Origin of the sequence: Pseudomonas sp. NPDC089554 (genome assembly GCF_050280645.1) — a bacterium.
GTDB lineage: Bacteria > Pseudomonadota > Gammaproteobacteria > Pseudomonadales > Pseudomonadaceae > Aquipseudomonas.
The window spans coordinates 1-26,886 of the sequence record NZ_JBNNVR010000013.1 but is presented as its reverse complement, the minus strand read 5'-3'; the positions used below and the strand labels follow the sequence as shown (position 1 = coordinate 26,886).

Sequence of the window (26,886 nt, the reverse complement as noted above, 5' to 3'; positions counted from 1 at the left end):
AAAACCGCTGCGCGCCCTGCCCGCGCGCCAGCCCTTGTGGGGTCGTTCAACCCGCAAGCGGAACCTGCCATGCGTACAGAGCACAACTTCATCGACGCACGCTTCGTCGACGCCCCCGACCAGCCACGCCTGAGCGTCTTCGACCCGGCCACCGGTGCGCCGGTCGGCAGCGTCAGCGCCGCCAGCCATGCACAGGCCACTGCCGCCGTCGACGCGGCCGCAAAGGCCCAGAAGGCCTGGGCCAAACTGCCATCGATCGCTCGCGGCCAGTACCTGCGCCGCCTGGCCGACGCCCTTGAAGCCTGTGCCGACGACATCGGCGCAGCCTTGGCCAGCGAGTCCGGCAAGGCCCCGCAGGAAGCACGCAACGAAGCGCTGTACGCCGCCGAGATCACCCGCTACCACGCCGAATGGGCGCGCCGTATCGAAGGCGAAGTGATCCCCAGCGACACCCCGGACGAAACCCTGCTGCTGCAACGCGAACCCATCGGCGTGGTGGCCTGCCTGATCCCGTTCAACTACCCGGTGTACACCCTGCTGCGCAAGGTCGCCCCGGCCTTGATCGCCGGCAACACCGTGGTGGTGCGCCCCAGCAACAACACCCCGCTGTCGGCCTTCGCCATCGCCCGCGCCGTGCAGCAAGCGCAACTGCCCGAGGGCGTGGTGAATATCCTGGCCATGCAGCACGACGTGGCCGCCACCCTGTGCAGCCACCCGGCCGTGGGCATGATCACCCTGACCGGCAGCGTACGCGCCGGGCGTACCGTGCTCGACTACTGCAAGGCCAATATCGCCAAGCCCTCGCTGGAGCTGGGCGGCAAGACCCCGGCGATCATCGAGGCCGACGCTGACCTGGAGGCCGCCGCCAGCGCCATCGTCGCCTCCAAGACCACCCACTGCGGGCAGCTGTGCACCGCCATCGAGCGGGTCTATGTGCAGGCCAGCGTGCACCAGCGTTTCCTTGAACTGCTGCGCGAGAAATTCGCCGCCGTGCGCATCGGCAACCGCGCCGAAGATGCCAGCTACATGGGCCCGCTGATCAGCGCCAGCGCCCGCGAGGATGTACACGCCAAGGTGCAGCGTGCCGTGGCTGCCGGCGCCCGTATCGAAGCGGGCGGCGTCATGCCCGAAGGCCCAGGCCACTTCTACCCCGCCACCCTGCTCAGCGATTGCCGCCAGGACATGGAGATCGTCCAGGAAGAAACCTTCGGCCCGGTGCTGCCGGTGTTGGCCTACGAGACCCTCGACGACGCCCTGGCCATGGCCAACGACCACCAGTTCGGCCTGTCGTCGGTGCTCTACACCGAGCACTACCGCAACGCCATGAAGGTGGCCAACGCCATCGAAGCCGGCGAGCTGTACGTCAACCGCACCCCGGCCGACCCCTACCAGGGCTACCACGCCGGCTGGAAGCGCTCGGGCCTGGGCGGCGACGACGGCAAGCACGGCATGCTCGAGTTCACCCAGACGCGCCTGGTCGTCCTGAAGTTCTGAAGCAGATCGGCGCGCCTGCCTGCGCGCCCCTACCCACCCTTGGGGCGACAGCCTCGCCCTCGAGAACCACAATGAAAAAAACAATAAATACCGAGGCAACCGCTGTGGCCGCACCTTCTGCCGCCAATTTCTCGCGCTACCTGCAACTGGCCCTGCTGGTGCTGGCGGCCGGGGCCATCTACCCGATGCTGTACCTGCGCCAGGTGTACCAGAGCACCATGCTCGAGGCCCTGGCCATCAGCAACAGCGAGCTGGGCTACCTGTACTCGATTCTCGGCACCGCGTTCCTGGTCAGCTACCTGCCCAGCGGCTGGCTGGCCGACCGTCTTTCCCCGCGTTTCTTGATCAGCTTCTCGCTGGTCGGTACCGGCCTGCTGGGGGTCTGGTACGCGCAACTGCCCGACTTCACCTCATTGCTGGTGATCTACTGCGGCTTCGGCATCACCACCGGCCTGACCTTCTGGGCATCGCTGATCAAGCGGGTGAAGATGATCGCCGGTGAGTCCGAGCAAGGCCGCTTCTTCGGCGTGCTCGACGGTGGTCGCGGGCTGGTAGAGGCGCTGCTGGCGACCATCGCCATCGCCCTGTTCGCCCAGGTGGCCGACAGTGCCGGCGGCACCGCCCTGGGCCTGACCCGGGTGATCCACTTCTATGCCGCCTGCTGCGTGCTGCTGGGCCTGGCCCTGTTGTTGGTACGCGACCCACAGGCCAAGAGCGACGCGCCCAAGGTTCGCGAGAAGGCCAACCTGCTGAATGACCTGCGCACCTTGCTGGCCATTCCCGAACTGTGGCTGGTCACCGCCATCGTGTTCTGCGGCTACCACTTCTTCTGGGCCACCTACAGCTTCTCGGCCTACCTGCAAGAAGGCGGCTTCGGCCTGAGCGCCACCGCGGCCGGGCTGATCACCACCATCAAGCTGTGGATGCGCCCGCTGGGTGGCATCGGCGGCGGCTGGCTGGGCGACCGCTTCTCCAAGGTCGGCGTGCTGGCCTGGGCCATGGTCCTGGCGGCGCTGGGCATGGTCGGCCTGATCGTGCTGCCGAGCCTGCGGGTATTGGGCGTACTGGTGTTCCTGGTGATCTTCATCGGCCTGATGACCTACGCCATCCGCGGCCTGTACTGGGCGATCCTGGACGACTGCCAGGTGCCGCTGCGGGTCACGGGCCTGGCCATCGGCATCATCTCGCTGGTGGGCTACTCGCCGGACGTGTTCCTGCCCCTGCTCAACGGCTGGATCACCGACCGCTTCCCGGGCTTCCTCGGCTACCAGATCTACTTCTCCTACGTGGTCGTGATGGGCCTTCTGGGCGTCGTCGCCACCCTCATCCTGAATAAACGCATCAAGGCAAAGGCGGGCAAAGCATGAAGATCGTTTCCCTGCAGACCCACGTGGTGGCTGTGCCGCCACCGCATGTGGGCGGCATGTACTGGCTGTTCGTGACCCTCAAGACCGACTGCGGCATCGAAGGCGTCGGCGAGATCTACGCCGCCACCTTCCACCCGCGCGCCATGGTGCCGGTGATCGAGGACGTATTCAGCCGCTACCTGCTCGACCAGGACCCGCACCATATCGAACGCTTCTTCCGCCGCGCCTACTCCAGCGGTTTCACCCAGCGCCCCGACCTGACCATGATGGGCGTGGTCAGCGGCCTGGAAATGGCCTGCTGGGACATCATCGGCAAGGCGGCGAACAAGCCGGTGTACGAGTTGCTGGGCGGCCAGGTGCACGAACGCCTGCGTTCCTACACCTACCTGTACCCGGTCAACGCCCAGGGCGAATACGACTACAGCGACCCGGACCTGGCCGCCGAGTGCGCGGTGCAGAACATGGAACTGGGCTTCACTGCGCTGAAGTTCGACCCGGCCGGCCCCTACACCGCGTTCTCCGGCCACCAGCTTTCGCTTGAGGTGCTGGAGCGCTGCGAGACCTTCTGCCGCAAGATCCGCGAGGCGGTGGGCAACCGTTGCGACCTGCTGTTCGGCACCCATGGGCAGATGGTGCCCTCCTCGGCCATTCGCCTGGCCAAGCGCCTGGAGAAATACGACCCGCTGTGGTTCGAAGAGCCCATCCCGCCTGGCCAGGAAGAGGCCATGGCGCAGGTCGCGGCGAAAACCAGCATCCCCATCGCCACCGGCGAGCGCCTGACCACCAAGTACGAGTTCTTCAAGCTGCTGCAAGCCGGTGGCGCGTCGATCCTGCAAATGAACGTGGGCCGCTGCGGCGGCCTGCTCGAGGGCAAGAAGATCGCCAGCATGGCCGAGGCCTACTACGCGCAGATCGCCCCGCACCTCTACAACGGCCCGATCGGCGCGGCGGCGAGCTTCCAGTTGGCGGCCTGCACACCGAACTTCCTGATCCAGGAAAGCATCGGCACCTGGGACGGCTTCCATGCCGAGATCCTCACCAAGCCCTTGCAGTGGGAGGACGGCTACATCATCCCGTCCCGCGAGCCGGGCCTGGGGGTAGAGCTGAACATGGACGTGGTTCGCCGTCATTCGGGCTACGAGGGCGAGCGCCTGCACCTGCAAATGGCGCCCCACCCGGTCGACGTCAAGGACGTCTCCCCGGCCAAGGGCTGAGCGCCGAGCCGCCCCCTGCGCGGGGCGGCCCTTCATTCACAGGGTTAGCGATACATGAAAGATTTCGACTACATCATCGTCGGCGCCGGTTCCGCCGGTTGCATCCTCGCCGCACGCCTGAGCGCCTCGGGCCAGCACAGCGTGCTGCTGCTCGAAGCCGGCGGCAAGGACAGCTCGCCGTGGTTCAAGCTGCCGGTGGGCTTCGCCAAGCTGTACTACAACCCCACGTTCAACTGGATGTACTACAGCCAGCCCCAGGCCCAGTTGGCCGGGCGCAGCCTGTATGCACCACGGGGCAAGGTGCAGGGCGGCTCGGGCTCGATCAACGCGATGATCTACGTGCGCGGCCAGGCCCACGACTTCGACGACTGGGCGGCCAACGGCGCCGAAGGCTGGTCGTTCAAGGACGTGCTGCCGTATTTCCGCAAGCTCGAGTCGCACCCGGCGGGCGAAAGCGAATACCACGGCGCCAGCGGCCCGATAGGCATCACGCCCATGAAGGGCCAGGCGCACCCGATCTGCGATGTGTTCCTCAAGGGTTGCGAGCAGCTCGGCTATCCGCGCAGCGAAGACTTCAACGGCCAGCACTTCGAAGGCGCGGGTATCTACGATGTGAACGTGCGCGATGGCCGACGCAGCTCCAGCAGCTTCGCCTACCTGCACCCGGCCCTGGGCCGACCGAACCTGACCATCGAGCACCATGCGCTGACCGAACAGGTGCTGTTCGAAGGCCGCCGAGCGGTGGGCGTGCGTGTCTCCCAGCAAGGCCAAACCCGCGAGTTCCGTGCACGCCGCGAGGTGATTTTGGCGGCCGGGGCGGTGGACACACCGAAGCTGTTGCAGCTGTCCGGCGTGGGTGACCGCGCGTTGCTCGAACAACACGGCATCAACCTGCGCCACCAGTTGCCGGCCGTGGGCAAGAACCTGCAAGACCACCTGTGCGTGAGCTACTACTACAAGGCCAGTATCCCGACCCTGAACGATGAGTTCGGCTCGCTGCTGGGCAAGCTCAAGCTGGGCCTGCAATACCTGCTGACCCGCAAGGGGCCGCTGGCGCTCAGTGTGAACCAGTCCGGCGGGTTCTTCCGCAGCGACGCGCAGCAGCCGCACCCGAACCTGCAGCTGTACTTCAACCCGTTGTCGTACCAGATCCCCAAGAACAACAAGGCCAACCTGGAGCCGGAGCCTTACTCGGGCTTCCTGCTGTGCTTCAACCCGTGCCGCCCGACCAGCCGCGGCGAGATCCGCATCGCCTCCCGCGACCCGCAGGCCCCGGCGCTGATCGACCCGAACTACCTGAGCACGCAGAAGGACATCGACGAGGCGATCCAGGGCAGCCGCCTGATGCGCCACATCATGAACGCCCCGGCGCTCAAGGCGATCACGGTCGAGGAAGTGTTACCAGGCGCGGCGGTGGACGACGACGAAAGCATGCTGCGCTATTTCCGCGAGAACTGCGGCTCGATCTACCACCTGTGCGGCAGCTGTGCGATGGGCAGCGACCCGGACACCAGCGTGGTGGATGCGCGCCTGGCTGTGCATGGGCTTGCGGGTTTGCGCATCGTCGATGCGTCGGTGTTCCCCAACGTGACCTCGGGCAATACCAATGCGGCGGTGATGATGGTGGCGGAGAAAGCGGCCGACCTGATTCTCGAGGATGCCCAGGAGCAACAGCGCTGCGCTTGAGGCGCTGCGCTGTCGACACCGGCCCCTTCGCGGGCAAGCTCGCGAAGGGGCCGGGATTGACCCACTGCGATTAGTCCTACAACATAAAGGGGTTTCTCTCGAGCGAGCAAGGCCATTAAGCTTCGCGCCCAACCGGAGCAAGTATGCTCCGTCGCCCGCTCAAGGATGTCTCCCGTGTTCGATACCGCTTTAACCTCCCGTCCATTGAAACTGGGCCTGGCGCTGTCTGCTGCGTTGCTCGCGGCCTGCCAAGGCATACGCCCTGCCCCGGCCGATCCCCAGCTTGTCCAAGCCTGGCAAGGGCAGATTCTGAACATGTTGCAGCGCGACATGCTGGCCGCCTCCGGCGGCAGCATGGTTGGCGCGATCAACCTCAATATCACCCTCGACCGCCTGGGCCGCCCCATCGCCTGCTCGACCCAACGGGCCAAGCACTCGTTTGCCCAGGCGATTTCTCCCGACGCCCTGCTCACCGACCGCAAGGTGCTGGCCCGGGCCGTAGAGGCGCAGTGCTGGAGAAGTGTCTACCCTTTGCCGCCGGATGCATTGTTCGAAGGCGATACCCTGGAAGTCGTGGCCCCGCTGATCCTGATGAAGCCACCCTACGTCAGCGAGAACGAGCAGGCACGACGCCAGGCCGCCGCCCGACAGGCGTTTTTCTGGACAGCCCTGATGCGCGAGGAACCGGTGGCCAGCATCGGCCTCGCGGAAATCCGCTACCAGACCAACCCCACCGGCAAAGTCACCGGCTGCCTGGTCACCCTCAACCCGCACCCGCTGCGCAGGGACGCCTTCCGCCTCGACGGCGAGCTACAAGCACGCCTGACCCAACGCTGCAATGGCCTCGACCTGCAACAGCTGCCCGGCTTTGCGCCTAGCACCCCAGGTGGTCTCGAAGGCTACACCCGGGTCGAATACGCGCCATGGAAGGTCGGGCGCAACTGACCCGGCGCACGCGACGATACCTGCCGTCGGCAGCGAGTACGGGAATTTCCCTCCGGCTCTCGTTGCCGCGCACATTTGCCGGTATGGTGTTGTCAAAGAAGGATGTTTTACCCGCACAGGAAAGACTTAGATGCTCCAACGCAATGTCATCAACGCATCCGTCAGCCCCAAAGGCAGCCTTGAAACCCTCTCGCAACGCGAAGTGCAACAACTGAGCGAAGTCGGCACCGGCAGCCTCTACAACCTGTTCCGCCAATGCGCCCTGGCCATCCTCAATACCGGCGCCCATGTCGACAATGCCAAGACCATCCTCGAGGCCTACCGCGACTTCGAAGTGCGCATCCACCAGCAGGACCGCGGCGTACGCCTGGAACTGCTCAACGCCCCGGCCGACGCCTTCGTCGACGGCGAAATGATCGCCAGCACCCGGGAAATGCTGTTCAGCGCCCTGCGCGACATCGTCTACACCGAAAGCGAGCTGGCCAGCCAGCGCATCGACCTGGAGAGCTCCCAGGGCATCACCGACTACGTCTTCCACCTGCTGCGCAACGCCCGCACCCTGCGCCCGGGCGTGGAGCCGAAAATGGTGGTGTGCTGGGGCGGCCACTCGATCAGCAGCGAGGAATACCAGTACACCAAGAAGGTCGGCCACGAGCTGGGCCTGCGCAAGCTGGACGTCTGCACCGGCTGCGGCCCAGGCGTGATGAAAGGCCCGATGAAGGGCGCCACCATTGCCCACGCCAAGCAGCGCATGCACGGCAGCCGCTACCTGGGCCTGACCGAGCCGGGCATCATCGCCGCCGAGGCGCCGAACCCGATCGTCAACGAACTGGTGATTCTGCCGGACATCGAAAAACGCCTGGAAGCCTTCGTGCGCGTGGGCCACGGCATCATCATCTTCCCCGGTGGCGCCGGTACTGCCGAAGAGTTCCTGTACCTGCTGGGCATCCTGATGCACCCGGACAACCAGGGCCTGCCCTTCCCGGTCATCCTCACCGGCCCACGCAGCGCCGAGCCCTACCTGCAACAGCTGCACGCCTTCGTTGGCGCGACCCTGGGCGATGCGGCGTACCGCCATTACCAGATCATCATCGACGACCCGGCCGAGGTATCGCGACAGATGGTCGAGGGGCTCAAGGCGGTGAAGCAGTTCCGCCGCGAGCGTAACGACGCCTTCCACTTCAACTGGCTGCTGAAAATCGAGGAAAGCTTCCAGCGTCCGTTCGATCCCACCCACGAAAACATGGCCAACCTGGCCCTGCGCCAGAGCCTGCCGCCCCATGAACTGGCGGCCAACCTGCGCCGGGCGTTCTCCGGGATCGTCGCGGGGAACGTCAAGGACAAGGGCATTCGCCTGATCGAAGAGCATGGGCCGTACCAGATTCGCGGCGACAGTGCGATTCTCGACCCACTGGGCCGGCTGTTGCAGGCGTTCGTCGACCAGCACCGGATGAAGCTGCCCGGCGGCGCGGCGTATGTGCCGTGCTACCAGGTCGTAAGCTGATAATGGCGGCGGCCCCGCAATGGGGCCGCCGCAATATCTTGCAGACAATTCCCACGCCAATCGGTGAACCTGCCGACAAAAAAACGGTCTTTCGCTGACGGTCAATCCACCGACCGGTTCGCCGGCCCAGTCATCGGGCCTTCAATTGTCCTGATTCAGCGAAGACAACCATGCCTGATTTGCGCCTTCCCACCCTGTTCGCCGCCCTGCTCGCCACCGCCCCCCTGGCCCATGCCGAAGAACCCGCCAACGATGCCCGCTGGGTCAGCGATGGCCTGAGCACCTATGTGCGCAGCGGCCCCACCGATGGCCACCGGATCGTCGGCTCGCTCAAGTCCGGGCAACAGGTTGCCCTGGTCACCAGTCAAGGCAACTACAGCCAGGTGCGTGGGCAAAGCGGTGACCTGGTGTGGATTCTCACCAGCGACCTGCAAGCGGTACCCGGCCAGAGCGAACGCCTGCCGCAGCTCGACGCCCAGGTCAGCGAGCTGTCCGCCCAGCTCAAGACCATCGACGACGGCTGGAAAACCCGCGTGCAGGGCATGCAGGAAACCCTCGATTCGCGCAAGGCACTGGTCGATGAGCTGGAAAGCCGCAACAAGGCCCTCAACGAACAGCTCGAACAGGCCCAGTCGAGCCTACGCGAAACCCAGGCACGCCTGGGTGACGAGAACAAGCAGGTGATGATGCGCTACATGGTGTACGGCGGCAGCATCGCCGGCGCCGGCCTGCTGGCCGGCTTGATCCTGCCGATGCTCAGCCGCGGGCGCAAACGCAACGACCGCTGGTTCTGAGGCTACTTCGGCTGGTTGGTGACGCCGAACGGGATGTGCACAGAGGGCACCACGGTGCTGGTGTTCTTCAAGTGGCCGGTCTGGTCGTCGAAGAAGATATGCGGCTTGAGCACCTGCAACACCCGCCGCTTTTCGATGCCACCCAGGAAGAACGCATCGTTGGCCATCACGCCCCAACTTTTCAGGGTATTGAGTGCGCGCTCGTGGGATGGCGCGCTGCGCGCCGTCACGATCGACACCCGCAGGCGGTTCGAATAGTCGGGGTGCGTCAGTTTGTACTGTTCCTCGACCGCCTGGATTCTGGCGATACGCACGAAGAACTCCTTGAGCGGCCCTGGGTTATGCGGCTGTGTGGCGTTCAACACTTCATGGGCATGGAAACTGCCCAACCCTGACGATTGCATGACCGCTTCGGACTCGTCATTGGCCAGCACACCGTCGAAGTCGAAGGCGATACGCAGGCTGTCATCGCTCTCGTCGTCATCGAATTTCGAATCCAGCACAGTGCCCGCTGGGTAGCCGGCCTTGATCGCCGCCTCTACATGCGTCTTTTCGGCAGACAGGAACAGCGCGATGTTTAATGCCGGGATGTACTCGTAGGGTGAACGCCCCTGCATGAAGATGGCGCGGGTCATGTTCAGCTTGTAATGCTCGATGGTCTTCATCACCCGCAAACCCGTGTCCGGGTCGTTCTGCGACAGCAAGACCACCTCGACCAAGGGGTCCTCAGGGTCGGGGCTCAGGTCATTGAGTGCCAGCAGGCGCTTGATGAAGGGAAAGGCGATGCCCTTCTCCAAGGGGCTGTTCAAGTTCTTGCGCTGGTACTTGCGGTACTGCGCCTCGCCTTTCTTTTCGAAGACGGCGTGCGACTTGCTCAGGTCGAATACCGCACTCGACGCCACGCCGATCACCAGGCGGTTGTCCAACTCATAGGGCATAGGCCGTTCCTTGTTCTACATTAGGCGTCAGTGCGCCCTTCCAGGCGCGGCGTCCAGTCTTCCAGCTCACGTTGCTCGAGGCGCCGCTGCAAGGTCTTGCGCCATGACGGCACCAAGGGCAGCGCCAGGCATTCGCGCAACAGGTCGGGCTCCAGGCGCTTGTCGAACAGCACTGCCGACAGCCGCGCCACCGATCAGTCGCCGAACGGCCGCTCGAGCAGTTCCAAACGCTCGCCCGCCTGCACCACGCCTTCCTCCAGCACCCGGTAGTACCAGCCGGTGCGCCCACTCTGCTGCACCCGCAGGGACATCTGCGCCACCGCGAAACGGTCGTTGAGCTTCCAGCACGGCAGTCGCCCCTGGGACACTTCCAGCAAGGCACTGCCCACTCGGACGCGATCACCCAGGCAAACATCGGCCTCGCGCCAGCCGCTGCTGCTGAAGTTCTCGCCGAAGGCGCCCGGTTGCTCCAGCAGAGGATGCTCGCCCAGCTCGTCGGCCCAGGCGGCGTAGTGTTCGTACGGGTAGTGGTGGATGGCTTTCTCGACCCCGCCATGCACCCGCAGGTCGCCCTGTTGGTCGCCTTCGATACCCAGCGTGGTCACTTTATGAGGGCCCTGGCGCGGCTGCTTGTCGATGGCACTGTGCGACCCGGGCCGGGTGAAGGGACGGGCAATGCCGATGAGCAGCTCATCGAGTACGAGACTGGCCAGGGTCATGGTGGGTTCTCTGGGAAAGGGTGAGAAGCCCGCAGGATACATCAGGGAGCCGCGCGGCGGCTCCCCGGATTACAGCAAGCAGCATTCAGCGCGAACGTGCCTTGTTGTAGATGCTCTTGGCGCGGTCGGCCGAGGCTTGGCATTTGGTGTAGTCGCCAGCGGTCTGGGCTTCCTTGGCCTGGGCCAGCAGGTTGCGGAAGTCTTCGACCATGCCACCGGCAAGGCCCGGGCCGTCGGCCTTGATGAAGCCCTCGAGTTCCTTGATCTTGGCATCGCAGTTGGTGGCCGGGTCGGCCAGGACGTGGGTACTGAGGCTCAGCACCGAAGCAGCAAGCAGCAGTGTCAGCGATTTCATGGAGTGTTCTCCTGGGAAGGGATTGGTCGACCATCGGGATACGGCGTAACGCAGCATTGAGCATAGTTGTGCAGCACGCGCCCGCAATTGGATAAATGTGCTGACCACTGCACTAAACATCCAAGACCGCCAAGGCTGTAGACTGTCCACCCCGCGCCAACCGGCGCGGGGTGAGAACCGCCGCCGGAGCCCGATTACCGATGTTCATCCTCAGCCGCCCTGACGGCGCGCTCCCTGAATCCTTCCAGAACCAGATCCGCCAGCTGGTGATCGACCATGTGGGCGAACTCAGCAGCGTCGCCATCACCTCCAGCAACCCCTTGTACCCGCTGTACCAATACGGTGTCGGCCTGGAGGTGCATCAGTACCTGCAAGCCCTGGACGGTACCCGTGGCCTTGCCGTGCAGGTGCTGCTGGCGCTGGATGGCGACGCCCCGGACCAACTGCTGGGCTTCGCCCTTGCCCTGCCCGCCCAGGACGATCCGCAAGCCTGCGCCCTGGCATTTCTTGCGGTGTCGCCAGCGCACCGCCGCCAAGGCATCGCACGCGCCCTGATCAACGACCTGCGTGGGCGCTTCGCTTGTCTGGAGCTAAGTACCTTCGCCAACCAGGTGCCATGGTTCGAGGCCATGGGCCTGCAAGCGGTGTCAGCCAGCGGGCCGCAGGTACTGATGAGCAGCACCGGCCAAGCCAGCGGCGCGCTGATTGGCCGCCTGGACATCGCGCCGATCTACCAGACCCTGGAAGTGCGGCAGATCCACGCCTACCTGCTCAAGCAGCATGGCGAGGAAGCGATGATCGAGGCCGAGCACCAGCGTGATGAGCGGTTGGATGAGTTGGCGGAGTTGGCGCGGGCTTGCGTGAAGGCGCGCAAAACGGTGCATTGAGCCTCGGTGATGGAGGATGGCACCGCCGGTGCCATCCCTCGCTATTCAGGCATGCACCCAGCGCCGGTGCAGCCCACGGGCCATGGCATCGAGCATGAACCCCAGCACACCGATCAACAGCACCATGGCCATCAGCTCGGAATAGGCCAGCCGGTCACGGGTGTCGAGGATGAAGTAACCCAGCCCCGCGCTGACCCCGAGCATTTCGCACGGCACCAGCACGATCCACAGAATGCCGATGGCCAGGCGCACGCCGGTCAGCACATGGCCGATCACCCCAGGGATGATCACCTTGCACAACGTCTCCCAACGCGTGGCGCTGAGGCTGCGCGACAGTTGCAACCAACGCGGGTCGAGCTGGCGCACGCCTGCGGCAGTGTTGAGCAGGATCGGCCACAGCGCGGCGAAGGCCAGCAGGAAATAGATAGGCTGGTCGCCCACCCCCATCAGCATCACCACCACCGGCATCCACGACAGCGGCGAAATCATCCGCAGGAACTGGAACGCCGGGGTGGTCGCCGCTTCCAGATGCCGGTAGCTGCCCACCAGCAAGCCCAGTGGCACACCGATCAGCAGCGCCAGCAACAGGCCGATCAGGATGCGCTTGAGGCTCACCCAGACATGCCCGTAGACCTCGCCCTGGCCCAGCAGCTCGACCAGGCTGGCCAGGGTCGCCTGGGGCGAGAAGCGCGCCGACAGGCCATCGGCCTCGCCGAACAGCTGCACCCCGGCCCACCACAACAGCAACAGCGCCGCCAGCCCGGCCAGGCCCAGGGCGCTGTGTACGACATGCTTGCGCATCAGCCTGTGAACTCCTCGCTGCGCTCGAAGCTGTCGGCGATGCCGAACACCGACAGGCCACCGACCGCAGCGATGGCATTGCGCACGAAGCGGTCGTCCACCAGGTCGCGGGCCGTCTGCGCAGGATCCAGCGCCGCCAGGAAGGCGTTGTCGCCTTCGATCAGGGTGTTCTTCAGGCGCTTGACCAACTCCTCGGTGTAGCTGGGGAACGGGTATGGCTGGAAGTCGATGCGCTTTTCGTCCCACTGCTGGTGCTGGATCGCGCCACTGGCCAGGTAGCCTGCGCGGTCCTCGGCAGCGGGGGCCAATACCTTGGTCAGTACTGCCGGCTCATGCGGGGTGTACTTGTTCGGGCCGGCCTTGGAAAGCAATGCAGCCGCCTCGGCGCGGTGTTCGCGGGTCCATTGCTGGGCCTTGACGATGGCGTTCACCACCTTCTGCGACCACTCCGGGCGGTTGTTCAGGTCATGCTCGTGCATGAACACCACGCAGCAGGCATGGTTGCGCCACACATCCCCGGTAAAGCGCTGCACCCGCCCGACCTTGAGGTTCTCGGCCAGGGCATTGAACGGTTCGGCGACGATGTAGCCGGCAATACGCTTGCTGGCCAAGGCCGGCGGCATGTCCGAAGGCGGCAGCACCAGCAGGTTGACCTCGTTGGCGGCAAGCTTGGAGCCGGCCGGCTTGGACACAGGCTCCAGGCCCGCGTCGCGGAACAACTGCTGCACCACCACGTTGTGGATCGAGTACCAGAACGGAATGGCCACGGTCTTGCCGGCCAGTTGCTTGATGTCGTTGATCTCCGGGGCCACGGTCAAGCCCGAGCCGCCGACATGGTTCCAGGCCACGACCTTGGCCGGCACCTTGCTGCCGTAGCGCGCCCAGATGGTCATTGGCGACAGCAGGTGGATGACGTTGACCTGGCCCGAGATGAACGCCTCGATCACCTGCGCCCAACTGCGCAGCAACACCGGACGCTCGGCCTTGATGCCCTCGGCCTCGAACAGGCCATTGTTGTGCGCCACCAGCAAGGGCGTGGCGTCGGTGATCGGCAGGTAGCCGATGCGCACCGGCGCGTCCGGCTCTGCGGCAGCGCGCGCTTGCAGGCTGGCCAGCATGGGCATGGCGCCCGCTGCGGTGAGCATGGCGCTGAGCTTGATGAAGTCACGACGGGAAGTGGAGGAGCAGCAATCATCCATGCACATGGGCAGTCTCCGGCGGCAAGGGTGTGGAAGTGGGTTCGGGGGTGCGGCTCGCCCGCCGTAGGGTTTTCAGAATGTCGATGCGCAGCGCGCCCAGTTCCTCGACTCGCTGCGTCCGTGGTTGCGGCAGGTCGATGTGCCATTGGCCGAGGACCCGCGCCGGGTGGTTGCCCAGTAGCAGGACGCGATCGGACAGCAGCAAGGCTTCGTCGATATCGTGGGTGATCAACACCGCAGCGGTGTTGTGGGTAGCGATCAATTGCAGCAGCAACTGCTGCATGTCGGCGCGGGTCACTTCGTCCAGCGCACCGAAGGGTTCGTCCAGCAGCAGCACCTCGGGTTGCCGGGCCAGGCAGCGAGCCAGCGCGGTGCGCTGGGCCATGCCGCCGGACAGTTGCGCCGGGTAGTGGTTGCGCGCATGGGCCAGGCCCACGGCATCGATGGCATGGTCGATACGCGCCTTGCGCTCGCCGGCAGCGAGCTTGGGCTGGCGGGCGAAATCCAGGCCGAAGGCGACGTTCTTCTCAAGGTTCAGCCAAGGCAGCAGGCTCGGGTCCTGGAAGGCCACGGCCAGGCGCGGGTGCGGGCCTTGCAGGGCTTCGCCATGCAGGGTCACGCCCCCAGCGCTGGGCTGCTGCAAGCCTGCCAGCACGCGCAGCAGGCTGGACTTGCCGACCCCGCTGGGGCCGAGAATGGTCACCACCTCACCGGGCGCCAGGTCCAGGTCGAACTGCGCCAGCACTGCCTGCCAACCGCCGTCGCGCGGGTAGCCCAGGGCGATGCCACGGGCTTGCAGCAACGCCTCGGTCATGCCCCGGCCGCCTGGCGTTGCAATTCAGCGCGCAGTTGCACCAGGCTTGGGGTGACGATCGGCACGAACGCCGACTCGCGCCAGCGCCGGGCGAAGCCTTCGCCATAGGCGCTCAGGTAAGCCTTGCCGCCGCTGGCCTGAAGCTCCATCTGCACGGCATCGGCGGCGCTTTCGGCCAGGGTGATGCGCAGCTTGAACAGGGCTGCCGGCTGCTTGAGGAAACGCCCGTCGAGCAGGCCTTGCTTGAGCTCGCCCACAGTGTTTTCCAGGCGTTCGCGCAGCACCTGCTCGGCTTCGGCGAGGAACGAACCGCGTCCCTGCAGGTGCTCGCGTACTTCATCCAGCGCACGCCGGGTCAGGCCGATGGACATGCCGCATTGCAGCGCCAGGAAGGCCGGGCGCACGCGGGGCAGGAACTCGCGGGCGTTCTCATGCAGCAGCCATTCGCGGCCCAGCGCTACCTGGTGGAAAGCCAAGGCAGCCGTGCTGCTCGATTGCAGCCCCATCAGTTGCAGATCTTCGGAACGCTCCAGCCCCGCAGCGCCGGACGGGATCGCCACGACGAAAGGCGCCTGGCCCTCCTCGCCCTCGATTGCCGCTGCCACCACGAAACCGCTCTTGCGCAGGTTGGTCACCCAATGCAGGCGCCCCTCCAGTGCCCAACCGTCGCCCTGCGCAGTGGCCTGCACCTGCAAGGATTCGATACCGGAAAGGAACTTCATGGCGTTGGAAAGCCCCGTGGCGCCCGCCAGCTCGCCGGTCAGCAGCTCAGGCAGCAAGCGTTCGCGCAGGGCCTGGTTGGGGCTTTGCAGCAAATATTCGATGAATGCGCGCTGGCCCCAGCAGACGAAGGCCGAAGCCAGGGAGCGGCTGGCGATGGCGGCAATGGCCTCAACCGCGTCGGTAACGTCGCCACCGGAGCCGCCCAGGGCCGGGTCCACGCCAACGCGCAGCACCTGCGCTTCGGCGAGGTGCGCCAGTACCAGGTGCGGGTCGCACTGGCCTTGGTCGATGGCCTCGGCGTTGGCATCCAGCCATTGTCCAAGTGTGGAATCAAGCATTTCCCTTCTCCTTTAAAACGCCGGCACGACCGGCACCCATTCGGCTTAGGCCGAAGGCTGCCAGCGGTACTTGGCCAGTTCGTCGTTGAGCGGCGTCTGGGCGAACACATTAGCAAAGTTGCACAGCGTTGCGAGGCTCACCCCGAGGATCACTTCCAGCGCGTTGCCTTCGCTGAAACCGGCATCGCGAAAAGCCTGGTAGGTGGCGTCGCCGACATTGCCACGGGTGGCGATCACTTCGCGGGCGAACTCGGCCAGGGTTTCGTAGCGGGCATCGGGCAGCTCGCCACGGGCACGCAGGGCATCGACCACTTCCTGGGGCAGCTTGGCCTTGTTCAGCGCCACAGCGGTGTGGCCGGCCACGCAGAAGTCGCAACCGTGCTTTGTGGCGGCGATCAATTGCACCACTTCGCGCTCGGCCAAGGTCAGTTCAGACTTGCCGTTGAGCGCCGAAACGGTGACGTAGGTTTCCAGCGCAGCCGGGGCGTTGGCCAGGATGCCCAGCAGGTTGGGAATGAAGCCCGAGGCTTTCTGGGCGTTCTCGAGGAAGGGACGTGCGGCTTCCGGGGCGCTCTGCAGAGTGTGTAGAGTAATGCGCGAGGACATGGAGTGGTCTCCTTGGGGGGTGTCGCTACAGTCTGTTGGTTATAAGAAGTAGCATCCATATTCATCAGTCGCCTTTCCTTGCTCCTGAGTCTTTGCATTAGATGATTTCATCCAGCCACCTTGTCGATTGGTTATTAGAGAGCCTGGAGCTCGATGCCAGCCTGTTTCATGTCGGGCGCTACTGCGGTGGCTGGCACGCCAGCACCCAGGGCATGGGGCGTGCCAGCTTCCACCTGGTGGTGCAGGGGCATTGCTGGCTGCATATCGATGGCTACCCCGAGGCGCTGCGCCTGGAAAGCGGCGATGCGGTGTTTTTACTGCGTGACCTGGCGTACCGCTTGTCCAGCGATGCCGACCCGCTCGAGGCCTGCGCCCAGCCGCGCCAGACCATGCAGGCGCTGGACCTGGAGTCTGGCGATGGGGTGGGCCTGGTGTGCGGGTTCTTTCACTTCCAGTCGGGTTTGTCGTCGCTGATCGTCGAGGGGCTGGCGGACTGGATTCTGCTGCGCGCCGGCGACCCGGCCGGCAGCGCGGCGCGGGCCTTGTTCGAGCTGATCCTGGCCGAATGCCGACGCGAGCCTGCGCCCTCGCAAACCCTGCTGGAGCGCCTTACGCACCTGTTGTTCCTCTACGTACTACGCCAGCAGGTGCATGGTAACGCGACCCTGGGCGGCCTGATCGCCCTCGCCCGCCAGCCGGCGTTCGCGGGGCTACTGGAGCGTTTGATCGAAGAGCCTGGCCAGCCCTGGCCACTGGAAACCATGGCAGCCTGTACGGGGCTGTCGCGTTCGGCGTTCTTCAAGCGCTTCAATGAGCTGGCCGGGCAATCGCCGGGGCAACTGCTGTTGGCGCTGCGCATGCGCCATGCCAGCCAGTTGCTGCGCTCAGGCAATACCGTGGAGCAGGTGGGCGCGCAGGTGGGCTACCAATCGGTGGCAGCCTTCACCCGGGCATTCGCCAAGGCCGTGGGGGTGCAGCCGGGGGCGTATCGCAAACAGCATGAGGGGCGCAGCAGTTAGAGCTGCGTCACCGCAATATCGCCACCGGCGCCCTTGCCCTCGCGCCGTCCGTTGATCCAGTCATTGACCTTCTGCCCGTACTCGGCCGGGGCCTTGCGCGTCAGGCGGCGGCTGAGGTCGAGGATGGTCTGCTGGGCCAGGGCTTCTTCCATGCGCTTCTGCGCACCCAACATCACCGCGTGGATCGCGCAGGTGCCCTCGGTCGCCCAGCTCGGCGCATCGCCTTCGAACACCGAGCAACGCCCACGGATCTCGCGGCAGTCGAAGATCTTCTTCGGCCCGTCGATGGCGTTGACGATATCCAGCACGGTGATTTCATCGGATGGTCGGGCCAGGCGAAAGCCGCCGCGCACGCCTTCGGTGGCCGTTACCAGTCCGCCGCGCGCCAGCTTGGTGAAGACCTTGGCCAGGTACTCCTGTGGCACGCCTTGCAGCTCGGCCAGGTCGCGCACGCTGGAGTCACGGCTGTCACCGCGCTCGTCGACCAGGTACAGCAGGCAGTGAATGCCGTATTCGACGCCGGCACTGTATAAAGACATTTCAATCTCCGACTGAATTTGTCGCAAATATTACGCCTCTCTCTGGTGCCTGGCAAAGCCACAGGCAACCATTCGTCGTCCGCCGAAGTTTCCATACACCCTTCAAAAGCAATGCCTGCAAGGAATCCCTGAGGTTTCCCGACGGCGCACCCGTACCCGCCGTGAAAAAAAAGCTTGCCGATTTAAACTACGACCAATAGAGTCGTAGTTATTCGGCAGGCACACAGCGCCATCCCGAAGCCCTACTTCAACCTTAAGAATCGACCCAGCGGAGCACCTTCATGACCCCACATATCCTGATCATCGGTGCCGGCTTTGCCGGTGTCTGGAGCGCCCTGAGCGCCGCCCGCCTGCTCGAACTCGCCCAGCGTGGCGACGTCAGCATCAGCGTGCTCGCCCCGCAACCCGAGCTGCGCATTCGCCCGCGCTTCTACGAGCCGGACGTCCATGGCATGAAGGCGCCGCTGAGTGAACTGTTCGACGCGGTCGGCGTGAACTTCATCAAAGGTCACGCCCAGGCCATCGATGCCGAGGCCAACACGGTCACCTACGCCGATGCCGAGGGCCGTGTCCGCGTGCTGGGCTACGACCGCCTGATCCTGGCCGCCGGCAGCGAAGTGGCGCGCCCTCCGGTACCGGGCCTGGCCGAGCACAGCTTCGACGTCGACCAGATGGAATCGGCGGTACAGCTCGAACGCCACCTCACTGCCCTGGCCAGCCAGCCCAACACCCCGGCACGCAACACCGTGGTGGTGTGCGGCGGCGGCTTTACCGGCATCGAGACCGCGACGGAAATGCCACCGCGCCTGCGCGCTGCGCTGGGCAACGATGCCGCCGTACGGGTATTGATCGTCGACCGCGGCCAGTCGGTCGGCCAGGCGCTGGGCGCCGGCATCACCCCGGCCATCGTTGCAGCCTCCGAGCATGCAGGCGTGGAATGGGTGACCGGCGTGTCGGTGGTGTCGGTAGATGCCGGCGGCGTGACCCTGGACAACGGCGAATACATTGCCAGCAAGACCGTGATCTGGACCGCCGGCGTGAAAGCCAGCCCGCTGACCGCGCAAGTGGCTGGCGAGCGTGACGCCCAAGGCCGCCTGAAGGTGGACGGCCACCTCAAGGTGATCGGCCAGCAGCGCATCTATGCCACCGGTGATGTGGCCTGGGCCGCGGTCGACGACCTCGGTAACCACGCCTTGATGACCTGCCAGCACGCCATCCCCATGGGCCGCCACTCGGGCAACAACGCCATGGCCGACCTGCTGGGCGTCGAGCCTGTGGTCTATCGCCAGCCCAAGTACGTCACCTGCCTGGACCTGGGCGACTGGGGCGCGGCCTACAGTGAAGGCTGGGAGCGCGAGCTGCACCTGCAAGGGCAGGAAGGCAAGGAACTCAAGCGCCAGATCAACTCGGTATGGATCTACCCGCCTGCGGCCGACCGCACGTCGGCCCTGGCGGCTGCCGACCCGATGATTCCAATCGTTGCGTAACGCACACCGAGGGCCGCTATTGCGGCCCTTTTCATTTCTGCCCCACGAACCAACCTGACCAATTGGTCAAATAGTGAACCAAATGTGTAAACCTGTAGTTACATTGAACGACTGGTCAATAGTAGTGGCCACATGGCATCATCGAGAAATAACAACAGGACCGGTGAGGCCATTCCAACCCTTTTGCAGCGCCGTCTCGGAGCCTGACCCTCCCTTCTGCCCTTGACGCCTGCCAGCCACACGTCAAGGAGCAGTGCCATGCATTTAAGGAACATGAAGATCGGTCGACGCGCAGCCAGCCTGTTCGCACTGCTGGGCGTACTGATCATGGCCATGGGCGCGGTTTCCCTCTACGAGACCCATCGTATGGACCAAGCCACCGACGAAATCCGCGTCACCTGGGTGCCCGCCATTACCGCGCTGGGCGAAGTCAGCACCAACCTCGGCCGGGTCCGCGCCTTGACCCTGCGCAGCATCCTCGAAGACCAACCTGAAGTCCGCCAAACCAGCCTTGCCAAAGTGGTCGAGATCAACCAGGCCCTGGACACGTCCATCAAGGAATACCAAAGCACCATCATCGCCGCAGATGACCGCGCCTTGTTCGACACCTTCGTCGGCCACGCCAAGCGCTACCAGGACCTGCAGAAAACCGTACGCGAAGCCATCGCTGCCGGGCGCCTCGACGAGGCCAAGGCCCAGGTCAACGGCGCCCTGGCCGACTACGCCGACAACATGATGAAAGCGCTGGCAGCGCTGATCCAGTACAACACCGACGGTGCCGACGCCGCCTCGGCGCGCAGCAGTGACGCGTCCGAGGAAGCCTTCACCCTGATCATCGCGGCGTTGGTGCTGATCATGCTGGCGCTGGCCATCATCGCCACCCTGCTCACCCGAAGCATAGTCGTGCCATTGGCCGAGGCCGTGGTGGTGGCCGAACGCGTCTCCACCGGCGACCTGACCCGCGACATCCAGGTGCTCGGCCAGGACGAGCCGGCCATGTTGCTGCGCGCCTTGGCCGCCATGCAAGACAACCTGCGCCAGACCATCCGCAAGATTGCCGCCTCCTCCGACCAGTTGGCCTCGGCCTCCGAAGAGCTGCACACGGTCACCGAGGACACCAGCCGCGGCCTGCACCAGCAAAGCGCCGAGATCGACCAGGCCGCCACGGCGGTCAACCAGATGACCGCTGCGGTAGAAGAAGTGGCCAACAACGCGGTAAGCACCGCCGACGCCTCCAACGGCGCCGACCGTACCACCCGCGATGGCCGCGACCAGGTCAACCAGGCGCTGAGTTCCATCCAGCAACTGGTGGCCGACGTGACCGGCACTTCCACGCAGATCCAGGAACTGGCCAGCAACGCCAACGAGATCAGCCGCGTGCTGGACGTGATCGGCGCGATCGCCGGGCAGACCAACCTGCTGGCGCTTAACGCCGCGATCGAGGCCGCACGCGCCGGTGAGGCCGGTCGTGGGTTCGCCGTGGTGGCCGACGAGGTGCGGGCATTGGCGCACCGCACCCAGCAGTCCACAGCGGAAATCGAGCAGATGATCGGCGGCATCCAGACCGGCACCGAGCGTGCAGTGGGCGCCATGCACAGCAGCCAGGCCCGCGCCAGCGGCACCCTGGAAGTGGCCCAGGCCGCAGGCCAGGCGCTGGAAGTGATCGCCGAGGCCATCGCCTCGATCAACCAGCGCAACCTGGTGATCGCCAGCGCGTCGGAAGAGCAGGCCCAAGTGGCCCGTGAGGTGGACCGCAACCTGGTGAATATCCGCGACCTGGCCATGCAGACCTCGGCGGGGGCCAACCAGACCAGCGCGGCGGCCCAAGAGCTGTCGCGCCTGGCGGTAGAGTTGAATGGGATGGTCGCTCAGTTCAAGGTGTAGACCATAAGAAAGGGGCCGCTCTGCGGCCCCTTTTTCATTTTTCCCAACTCATCAGTCAGTCGTTGACGCTCACAGCCCGCCCAGCCTTCTGCACCTTGCCCCGCGTTGCCAGGCAGTAATACAGCGGCACGGTCACCAACAGCCCAAATACCCAGGAAAGATCCGCCCCTTCCACCAGGTTCGAATACGGTCCGACATACAGCGAGGTATTGGCGAACGGCAACTGCACCAGGATCCCGCAGGCATAGGCGACGATCGCATGGTGGTTGAAGCGCCCGTAGATACCGCCATCGGCACGGAAGAACGAAGCGATGTCGTACTGTCCCTTCTTGATCAGGTAGAAGTCCACCAAGTTGATCGACGCCCACGGCACCAGTACCAGCAGCAGCGCCAGGATCAAGCCGATGAACTGGCCGATGAAGCCCGCTGAAGCATTCAACGCCACCAGCGCGCAAGCCAGCAGGATCACCGCGGCCAGCACCACCCGCACCCGCACGCTGGGCGTCCAGTGGGCGATGGAGGTCTGGATCGCGGTGACGATCGACAGCACCGCGCCGTACAGGTTGAGGGCGTTATGGCTGATGATGTTGAGCAGGAACAGCAACATCAGGATCGGCCCCAGCCAGCCGGTGGCCTGCTTCACCGCATCCATCGCATCCACGCCCTCGGGCACGCACAGCACAGCCACCGCACCAAAGGCGAAGCACAGGATGGTGCCCAGGGTCGCGCCGAAATAGGTGGCCCAGAACGGCTTGGCGATGCCCACCTCACGCGGCAGGTAACGCGAGTAGTCGGAGGTGTATGGCGAGAAGCTGATCTGCCAGATGGTGCCCAGCGACACCGTGGCGATGAAGCCCGACAGGTTGAACGCGCCCCGGCTGAAGAAGTCGGCTGGCAGCTCCTGGGCGAACATCATGATGAAGCCGGCCAGCAGCGCCGAGCCCATCACCCAGGTGCCAACGCGGTTGAGGATATGAATGAAGCGGTAGCCGATCACGCCAATGGCTGTGGCGCTCAAGGCGCCGACGATGATCGCCGCCGGCATCGGCACGCTGGGGGCGATGCCATGGATCGACTTGCCAGCCAGCACGATGTTGGAAATGAAGAAGCCGACGTAGATCACCGCCGTGAAGAATACGATCAGCAAGGCGCCATAGCGGCCGAACTGCCCGCGGCTCTGCACCATCTGAGGAATACCCAGTTGCGGCCCCTGGGCCGAAGCCAGGGCCAGCACCACGCCGCCCAGCAGGTGGCCGAGCACGATGGCCACCAACCCCCACACAAAGTTCAGGTGGAACACCTGGATCACCATGGCGCCGGTGACGATGGGCAGTGGCGCGATGTTGGTACTGAACCACAGGGTGAACAGGTCGCGTGACTTGCCATGGCGCTCGGCAGGCGGCACATGATCGACCGTATGGTTCTCGACAAATTGGTGTTGCGACGTCGGTTGGGACATAGGTTTTCAGCTCGAAAGGATCATTTTTTATCGTTGTAGGAAACCGCTCTAGGCGGCCTCTCAGCTGAGGACCATATTATGGTATTCCAAACTTTTCACAACACTGCTCCGCGCTTTTTCAACGCATCTGCTCCGCTACAAGCCCCGTATTGAAGCGCCCTCCCCCAAGCAAAACCCAGCATTCATGGGCTTTGTACCGTTCATCGCACACAGAGCAGGCCTGAAAATTCCGCTTGCAATATAGGTATTACGGTATACCATCAGACACATCAACGATAAAAACCGCGGACCACCGCAGCCTTTCCGAGGTACTCGCCATGATCGACGCAACCGTCTACAAACACGTCCTGGGTTCCTTCCCCTCCGGCGTCACGGTCATCACCACCCTGGACGACGACGGCCAGATCGTCGGCCTGACTGCCAGCGCCTTCTCCTCCCTGTCGATGGACCCACCGCTGGTGCTGTTCTGCCCCAACTACAGCTCCGACTCCTACCCCGTGCTGATGCGCAACAAGCGCTTCGCCATCCACCTGCTCTCGGGCGAGCAACAAGCCGAGGCCTACGCCTTCGCGAAAAAAGGCAAGGACAAGGCCGTGGGCATCGAGTGGACCCTGAGCGCGCTGGGCAACCCGCTGCTGGCCGGGGCCACAGCGGTGATCGAGTGCGCGTTGTGGCGCGAATACGAAGGTGGCGACCACGCGATCATGGTCGGCAAGGTACAGAACCTGATCGTGCCCGAGCAGGCGCCGCGACCGATGGTGTACTGCCGCGGCAAGATGGCCAGCCTGCCCACCTTCGCCTGACACCTATCCTTATATGAACCCACGGGCGCCGGGCGCGCCTGTCGAGACCTTCACGCTTCGAGGAAAGCCCCATGAAATTTTCGCTGTTCGTGCACATGGAACGTTGGGATGACCAGGTCAGCCACCGCCAGCTGTTCGAAGACCTGACCGAACTGACCTTGATGGCCGAGCGCGGCGGTTTCAGCACCGTGTGGATCGGCGAACACCACGCCATGGAATACACCATCTCGCCCAGCCCCATGCCGCTGCTGGCGTACCTGGCCGCACGTACCGAAACCATCCGCCTGGGCGCTGGCACCATCATCGCGCCGTTCTGGAACCCGATTCGCGTGGCCGGTGAATGCGCCCTGCTCGATGTGATCAGCAACGGCCGTATGGAAGTGGGCCTGGCCCGTGGCGCCTACCAATTCGAGTTCGACCGCATGGCCGGCGGCATGCCAGCCACCGACGGTGGTAAGGCTCTGCGTGAAATGGTGCCGGTGGTACGCAAGCTGTGGCAGGGCGACTATGCCTTCGAGGGCGAGGTGTACAAGTTCCCCACCTCCACCAGCGTGCCCAAGCCTGTGCAAAAAGAGCTGCCACCGATGTGGATCGCCGCCCGCGATCCGGACTCGCACAACTTCGCGGTGAAGAACGGCTGTAACGTGATGGTCACCCCGTTGATGAAGGGCGACGAGGAAGTACTGGACCTGAAGAACAAGTTCCAGGCCGCCCTGGACGCCAACCCCGAGGTGCCGCGCCCGCAACTGATGGTGCTGCGCCATACCCATGTACACAGCCCGGCCGAGCCTGAAGGCTGGAAGGTGGGCGCCGAAGCCATTTCGCGCTTCTACCGCACCTTCGATGCCTGGTTCGGCAACAAGACCACCCCGGTCAACGGCTTCCTGGCCCCCAGCCCCGAGGAGAAGTTCGCCGAGGTGCCGGCATTCGGGCTTGAGAACATCCGCAAGAACACCATGATCGGCACCACCGAGGAAATCATCGCGCGCATCAAGTACTACCAGGAGCTGGGCGTCGATGAGTTCAGCTTCTGGTGCGACAACAGCCTGCCCCATAGCGAGAAGAAGAAATCGTTGGAGCTGTTCATCAAGGAAGTGGTGCCGGCGTTCGCCTGAATTCCCTTTGCCTGACTGATTGCGGGAACGGCCCGCCCCTGTGTGCGGGGGTGGGCATTTTTTTGCCCGCGATAGGGCCATAACAAACGACCGTAAAAGAGAAATTCTGCATCCCCTCTTGCACAACCAATATTATGGTATACCATCAGACAACAAAGCCTGATAACCCTAGAATCCAGGAGCCCCTCATGAGTTTCGAAATCCGCAAGATCGTCACCTACTCCGAAGAGACCCGCATCGAAGGCGGCAAGGCCACCGACAAGCCGGTGACCATGGTCGGCCTGGCCGTGGTCATCAAGAACCCATGGGCCGGTCGCGGTTTCGTCGAAGACCTCAAGCCGGAAATCCGTGCCAACTGCTCCGAACTCGGCGCGCTGATGGTCGAACGCCTGACCGCTGCCATCGGCGGTGCCGACAAGATCGAGGCCTACGGCAAGGCCGCCGTGGTCGGCGCCGATGGCGAGATCGAGCACGCCTCGGCGGTCATCCACACCCTGCGCTTCGGCAACCACTACCGCGAAGCCGTGCAGGCCAAGAGCTACCTGAGCTTCACCAACAAGCGCGGCGGCCCGGGCACCTCGATCCAGATCCCTATGATGCAAAAGGACGACGAAGGCCAGCGCTCGCACTACATCACCCTGGAAATGCAGATCGAAGATGCACCACGCGCCGACGAGATCGTGGTGGTGCTGGGCGCCTCCGACGGCGGTCGCCTGCACCCGCGCATCGGCAACCGCTACATCGACCTGGAAGAACTGGCGGCCGAGAAAGCCAACGCTCAATAACGATAACCCGACGGGCCGGGGCGTCGCCTGAACGCCCTGCCCTTCAAGGAGCGCGCTCCATGATTCAGCCTGTCGCTGAACGTACACCGGCCGGGACCAGCTACCTGAGCCTCGGCCAGGGCCAACCCGTGGTGCTGATCCACGGCGTGGGCCTGAACAAGGAAATGTGGGGCGGCCAATTCGTTGGCCTTGCCGCCGACTACCGCGTCATCGCCTACGACATGCTCGGCCACGGCCAGAGCCACCTGCCCAGCGCCGACACCGGCCTGGAAGGCTATGCCGAGCAACTGGTCGAGCTGCTCGACCACCTGCAATTGCCGCAAGCCACGGTGATCGGCTTCTCCATGGGCGGCCTGGTGGCCCGCGCCTTCGCGCTCAACCACCCACAGCGCCTGGCCGGCCTGGTGGTGCTCAACAGCGTGTTCAACCGCACCCCCGAGCAGAGCGCAGGCGTCATCGCCCGTGCCGCGCAAGCCGCAGAGCTTGGCCCGGACGCCAACGTCGATGCCGCCCTGGACCGCTGGTTCAGCCGCGAATACAAGGCCGCCAACCCGGCCCAGGTCGCCGCCATCCGCCAGGTGCTGGCCGGCAACGACCCCCAGGGCTACCACACCACCTATGCTCTGTTTGCCACCCAGGACATGTACCGCGAGGCCGACCTTGGCAGCATCCAGGTGCCGACCCTGATCGCCACCGGCGAACTCGACCAGGGCTCCACCCCGGCCATGACCCGCCAGCTCGCTGCTCGCATCCCTGGGGCGCATTGCGTGGTGCTGCCCGAACAGCGGCACATGATGCCGGTGGAAGCCCCGCGTGAAGTCAACCGCATGCTGTTGGACTTCCTCAAGCAAGCCCGCACCCTCACCGAATCCGCCAAGGGGATAGTTGCATGACCCTCGTTCGTTTCCAGATGTGCATCGACGGCCAATGGCACGATGCCCAGAGCGGCAAGACCTTCGACAGCCTCGACCCGGCCACCGCCAAGGCCTGGGCACAACTGCCCGACGCCGACGAAGCCGATGTGGAACTGGCCGTGCAGGCCGCCCAGCGCGCCTTCGAAAACCCGGCCTGGCGTGGCCTTACCGCCACGACCCGGGGCAAGCTGCTGCGCCGTCTGGGCGACTTGATCGCCGACAACAAGGAGCACCTGGCCCAGCTGGAAAGCCGCGACAACGGCAAGCTGATCCGCGAAACCCGTGGCCAGGTGGGCTACCTGCCGGAGTTCTTCCACTACACCGCAGGCCTTGCCGACAAGCTCGAAGGCGGCACCCTGCCGCTGGATAAGCCCGACCTGTTCGCCTACACCGTGCACGAGCCGATCGGCGTGGGCTTCCACACCATCCCGTAGCCCGCTTCCTTGGCGTACTTGGTGCCGCCCTCGATGATCAGGCCAGCGAACTGCATGCCTGCC

General features: G+C 64.7%; 24 protein-coding genes and 3 pseudogenes. 17 read left to right on the top strand and 10 right to left on the bottom strand.

Translation table 11 applies throughout. From position 1 onward, the window contains the following. The first annotated feature begins 69 nt into the window (after positions 1-69). The 7 genes from aldA (at position 70) to ACQKPE_RS06350 (ending at position 9,004) form a co-directional block, all read left to right on the top strand. Positions 70-1,494, top strand: a complete 1,425-nt coding sequence (aldA, locus tag ACQKPE_RS06380; protein WP_427664197.1) for an aldehyde dehydrogenase — start codon at positions 70-72, stop codon at positions 1,492-1,494. 71 nt (positions 1,495-1,565) lie between these two features. Then, positions 1,566-2,861 (top strand): MFS transporter, encoded by a 1,296-nt coding sequence (locus ACQKPE_RS06375; RefSeq protein ID WP_427664194.1) that lies wholly within the window; start codon positions 1,566-1,568, stop codon positions 2,859-2,861. Further along, complete coding sequence (locus ACQKPE_RS06370) at positions 2,858-4,075, top strand: mandelate racemase/muconate lactonizing enzyme family protein (RefSeq protein ID WP_427664192.1); 1,218 nt, start codon at positions 2,858-2,860, stop codon at positions 4,073-4,075. The genes ACQKPE_RS06375 and ACQKPE_RS06370 overlap by 4 nt, the downstream gene beginning before the upstream one ends. A gap of 54 nt (positions 4,076-4,129) precedes the next feature. Next, entirely contained in the window at positions 4,130-5,761 is a 1,632-nt protein-coding gene (locus ACQKPE_RS06365; protein ID WP_427664191.1) for a GMC family oxidoreductase, read from the top strand. Positions 5,762-5,935: 174 nt separating this feature from the next. Further along, positions 5,936-6,706: a hypothetical protein gene (locus ACQKPE_RS06360; RefSeq protein WP_427664189.1), complete on the top strand. Its 771-nt coding sequence runs from the start codon at positions 5,936-5,938 to the stop codon at positions 6,704-6,706. Positions 6,707-6,836: 130 nt separating this feature from the next. Continuing rightward, on the top strand, positions 6,837-8,210 hold the full coding sequence (gene ppnN, locus ACQKPE_RS06355; RefSeq protein ID WP_427664187.1) for a nucleotide 5'-monophosphate nucleosidase PpnN: 1,374 nt from the start codon (positions 6,837-6,839) through the stop codon (positions 8,208-8,210). A gap of 170 nt (positions 8,211-8,380) precedes the next feature. Further along, a complete protein-coding gene (locus ACQKPE_RS06350; RefSeq protein ID WP_427664185.1) occupies positions 8,381-9,004 on the top strand; it encodes a TIGR04211 family SH3 domain-containing protein in 624 nt (207 codons plus the stop codon). 2 nt (positions 9,005-9,006) lie between these two features. On the opposite strand, the gene ACQKPE_RS06345 is transcribed toward ACQKPE_RS06350, so the two are convergent. The 3 genes and pseudogenes from ACQKPE_RS06345 to ACQKPE_RS06335 form a co-directional block, all read right to left on the bottom strand. After that, positions 9,007-9,942 (bottom strand): 5'-nucleotidase, encoded by a 936-nt coding sequence (locus tag ACQKPE_RS06345; RefSeq protein ID WP_427664183.1) that lies wholly within the window; start codon positions 9,940-9,942, stop codon positions 9,007-9,009. A 20-nt stretch (positions 9,943-9,962) separates the two neighbouring features. Continuing rightward, positions 9,963-10,661, bottom strand: a pseudogene (locus tag ACQKPE_RS06340) (MOSC domain-containing protein). An 85-nt stretch (positions 10,662-10,746) separates the two neighbouring features. Then, the gene (locus ACQKPE_RS06335) at positions 10,747-11,016 is read right to left on the bottom strand and encodes a hypothetical protein (RefSeq protein WP_427664182.1); all 270 of its coding nucleotides are present in this window, start codon (positions 11,014-11,016) and stop codon (positions 10,747-10,749) included. 200 nt (positions 11,017-11,216) lie between these two features. On the opposite strand from ACQKPE_RS06335, the gene ACQKPE_RS06330 reads away from it, so the two are divergent. Continuing rightward, positions 11,217-11,903, top strand: coding sequence for a GNAT family N-acetyltransferase (locus ACQKPE_RS06330; RefSeq protein WP_427664180.1), 687 nt, complete (start codon positions 11,217-11,219; stop codon positions 11,901-11,903). A gap of 45 nt (positions 11,904-11,948) precedes the next feature. Here the strand turns inward: ACQKPE_RS06330 and ACQKPE_RS06325 are convergent, their stop codons facing one another. The 5 genes from ACQKPE_RS06325 to ACQKPE_RS06305 are packed head-to-tail and all read right to left on the bottom strand — an operon-like array spanning position 11,949 to position 16,384. Continuing rightward, the gene (locus ACQKPE_RS06325; protein WP_427664178.1) at positions 11,949-12,704 is read right to left on the bottom strand and encodes an ABC transporter permease; all 756 of its coding nucleotides are present in this window, start codon (positions 12,702-12,704) and stop codon (positions 11,949-11,951) included. Further along, on the bottom strand, positions 12,704-13,909 hold the full coding sequence (locus ACQKPE_RS06320; RefSeq protein WP_427664176.1) for an ABC transporter substrate-binding protein: 1,206 nt from the start codon (positions 13,907-13,909) through the stop codon (positions 12,704-12,706). The genes ACQKPE_RS06325 and ACQKPE_RS06320 overlap by 1 nt, the downstream gene beginning before the upstream one ends. Next, the gene (locus tag ACQKPE_RS06315; protein WP_427664174.1) at positions 13,896-14,717 is read right to left on the bottom strand and encodes an ABC transporter ATP-binding protein; all 822 of its coding nucleotides are present in this window, start codon (positions 14,715-14,717) and stop codon (positions 13,896-13,898) included. The genes ACQKPE_RS06320 and ACQKPE_RS06315 overlap by 14 nt, the downstream gene beginning before the upstream one ends. Continuing rightward, complete coding sequence (locus tag ACQKPE_RS06310) at positions 14,714-15,778, bottom strand: acyl-CoA dehydrogenase family protein (protein WP_427664172.1); 1,065 nt, start codon at positions 15,776-15,778, stop codon at positions 14,714-14,716. Before ACQKPE_RS06310 ends, ACQKPE_RS06315 begins: the two co-directional genes overlap by 4 nt. Before the next feature lie 45 nt (positions 15,779-15,823). After that, positions 15,824-16,384, bottom strand: coding sequence for a carboxymuconolactone decarboxylase family protein (locus tag ACQKPE_RS06305; RefSeq protein WP_427664171.1), 561 nt, complete (start codon positions 16,382-16,384; stop codon positions 15,824-15,826). A 101-nt stretch (positions 16,385-16,485) separates the two neighbouring features. Here ACQKPE_RS06305 and ACQKPE_RS06300 point away from each other — a divergent pair, with 101 nt between their 5' ends. After that, positions 16,486-17,403: a cupin domain-containing protein gene (locus ACQKPE_RS06300; RefSeq protein WP_427664169.1), complete on the top strand. Its 918-nt coding sequence runs from the start codon at positions 16,486-16,488 to the stop codon at positions 17,401-17,403. On the opposite strand, the gene ACQKPE_RS06295 is transcribed toward ACQKPE_RS06300, so the two are convergent. Further along, on the bottom strand, positions 17,400-17,942 hold the full coding sequence (locus tag ACQKPE_RS06295) for an RrF2 family transcriptional regulator (protein WP_427664167.1): 543 nt from the start codon (positions 17,940-17,942) through the stop codon (positions 17,400-17,402). The two genes, ACQKPE_RS06300 and ACQKPE_RS06295, sit on opposite strands and share 4 nt — an antisense overlap. 281 nt (positions 17,943-18,223) lie before the next feature. On the opposite strand from ACQKPE_RS06295, the gene ACQKPE_RS06290 reads away from it, so the two are divergent. The 3 genes and pseudogenes from ACQKPE_RS06290 (at position 18,224) to ACQKPE_RS06280 (ending at position 21,313) form a co-directional block, all read left to right on the top strand. After that, positions 18,224-19,429: an NAD(P)/FAD-dependent oxidoreductase gene (locus ACQKPE_RS06290; protein ID WP_427664165.1), complete on the top strand. Its 1,206-nt coding sequence runs from the start codon at positions 18,224-18,226 to the stop codon at positions 19,427-19,429. Positions 19,430-19,687: 258 nt separating this feature from the next. Next, positions 19,688-20,458, top strand: a pseudogene (locus ACQKPE_RS06285) (MCP four helix bundle domain-containing protein); the annotation flags it as partial. After that, positions 20,450-21,313, top strand: a complete 864-nt coding sequence (locus tag ACQKPE_RS06280; RefSeq protein WP_427664306.1) for a methyl-accepting chemotaxis protein — start codon at positions 20,450-20,452, stop codon at positions 21,311-21,313. The pseudogene ACQKPE_RS06285 and the gene ACQKPE_RS06280, both read left to right, overlap by 9 nt. 55 nt (positions 21,314-21,368) lie before the next feature. On the opposite strand, the gene ACQKPE_RS06275 is transcribed toward ACQKPE_RS06280, so the two are convergent. Further along, positions 21,369-22,772, bottom strand: a complete 1,404-nt coding sequence (locus ACQKPE_RS06275) for a purine-cytosine permease family protein (protein WP_427664163.1) — start codon at positions 22,770-22,772, stop codon at positions 21,369-21,371. A gap of 317 nt (positions 22,773-23,089) precedes the next feature. Here ACQKPE_RS06275 and ACQKPE_RS06270 point away from each other — a divergent pair, with 317 nt between their 5' ends. The 5 genes and pseudogenes from ACQKPE_RS06270 to ACQKPE_RS06250 all read left to right on the top strand — a co-directional run. After that, the gene (locus tag ACQKPE_RS06270; protein ID WP_427664162.1) at positions 23,090-23,575 is read left to right on the top strand and encodes a flavin reductase family protein; all 486 of its coding nucleotides are present in this window, start codon (positions 23,090-23,092) and stop codon (positions 23,573-23,575) included. Between the two features lie 71 nt (positions 23,576-23,646). Beyond that, entirely contained in the window at positions 23,647-24,690 is a 1,044-nt protein-coding gene (locus ACQKPE_RS06265; protein ID WP_427664160.1) for an LLM class flavin-dependent oxidoreductase, read from the top strand. A 188-nt stretch (positions 24,691-24,878) separates the two neighbouring features. After that, positions 24,879-25,475: an amino acid synthesis family protein gene (locus ACQKPE_RS06260; RefSeq protein WP_427664158.1), complete on the top strand. Its 597-nt coding sequence runs from the start codon at positions 24,879-24,881 to the stop codon at positions 25,473-25,475. Positions 25,476-25,534: 59 nt separating this feature from the next. Further along, positions 25,535-26,368, top strand: a complete 834-nt coding sequence (locus tag ACQKPE_RS06255) for an alpha/beta fold hydrolase (RefSeq protein WP_427664157.1) — start codon at positions 25,535-25,537, stop codon at positions 26,366-26,368. Beyond that, positions 26,365-26,820 (top strand): annotated as a pseudogene (locus ACQKPE_RS06250) (aldehyde dehydrogenase family protein); the annotation flags it as partial. The gene ACQKPE_RS06255 and the pseudogene ACQKPE_RS06250, both read left to right, overlap by 4 nt. Between the last annotated feature and the right edge of the window lie 66 nt (positions 26,821-26,886).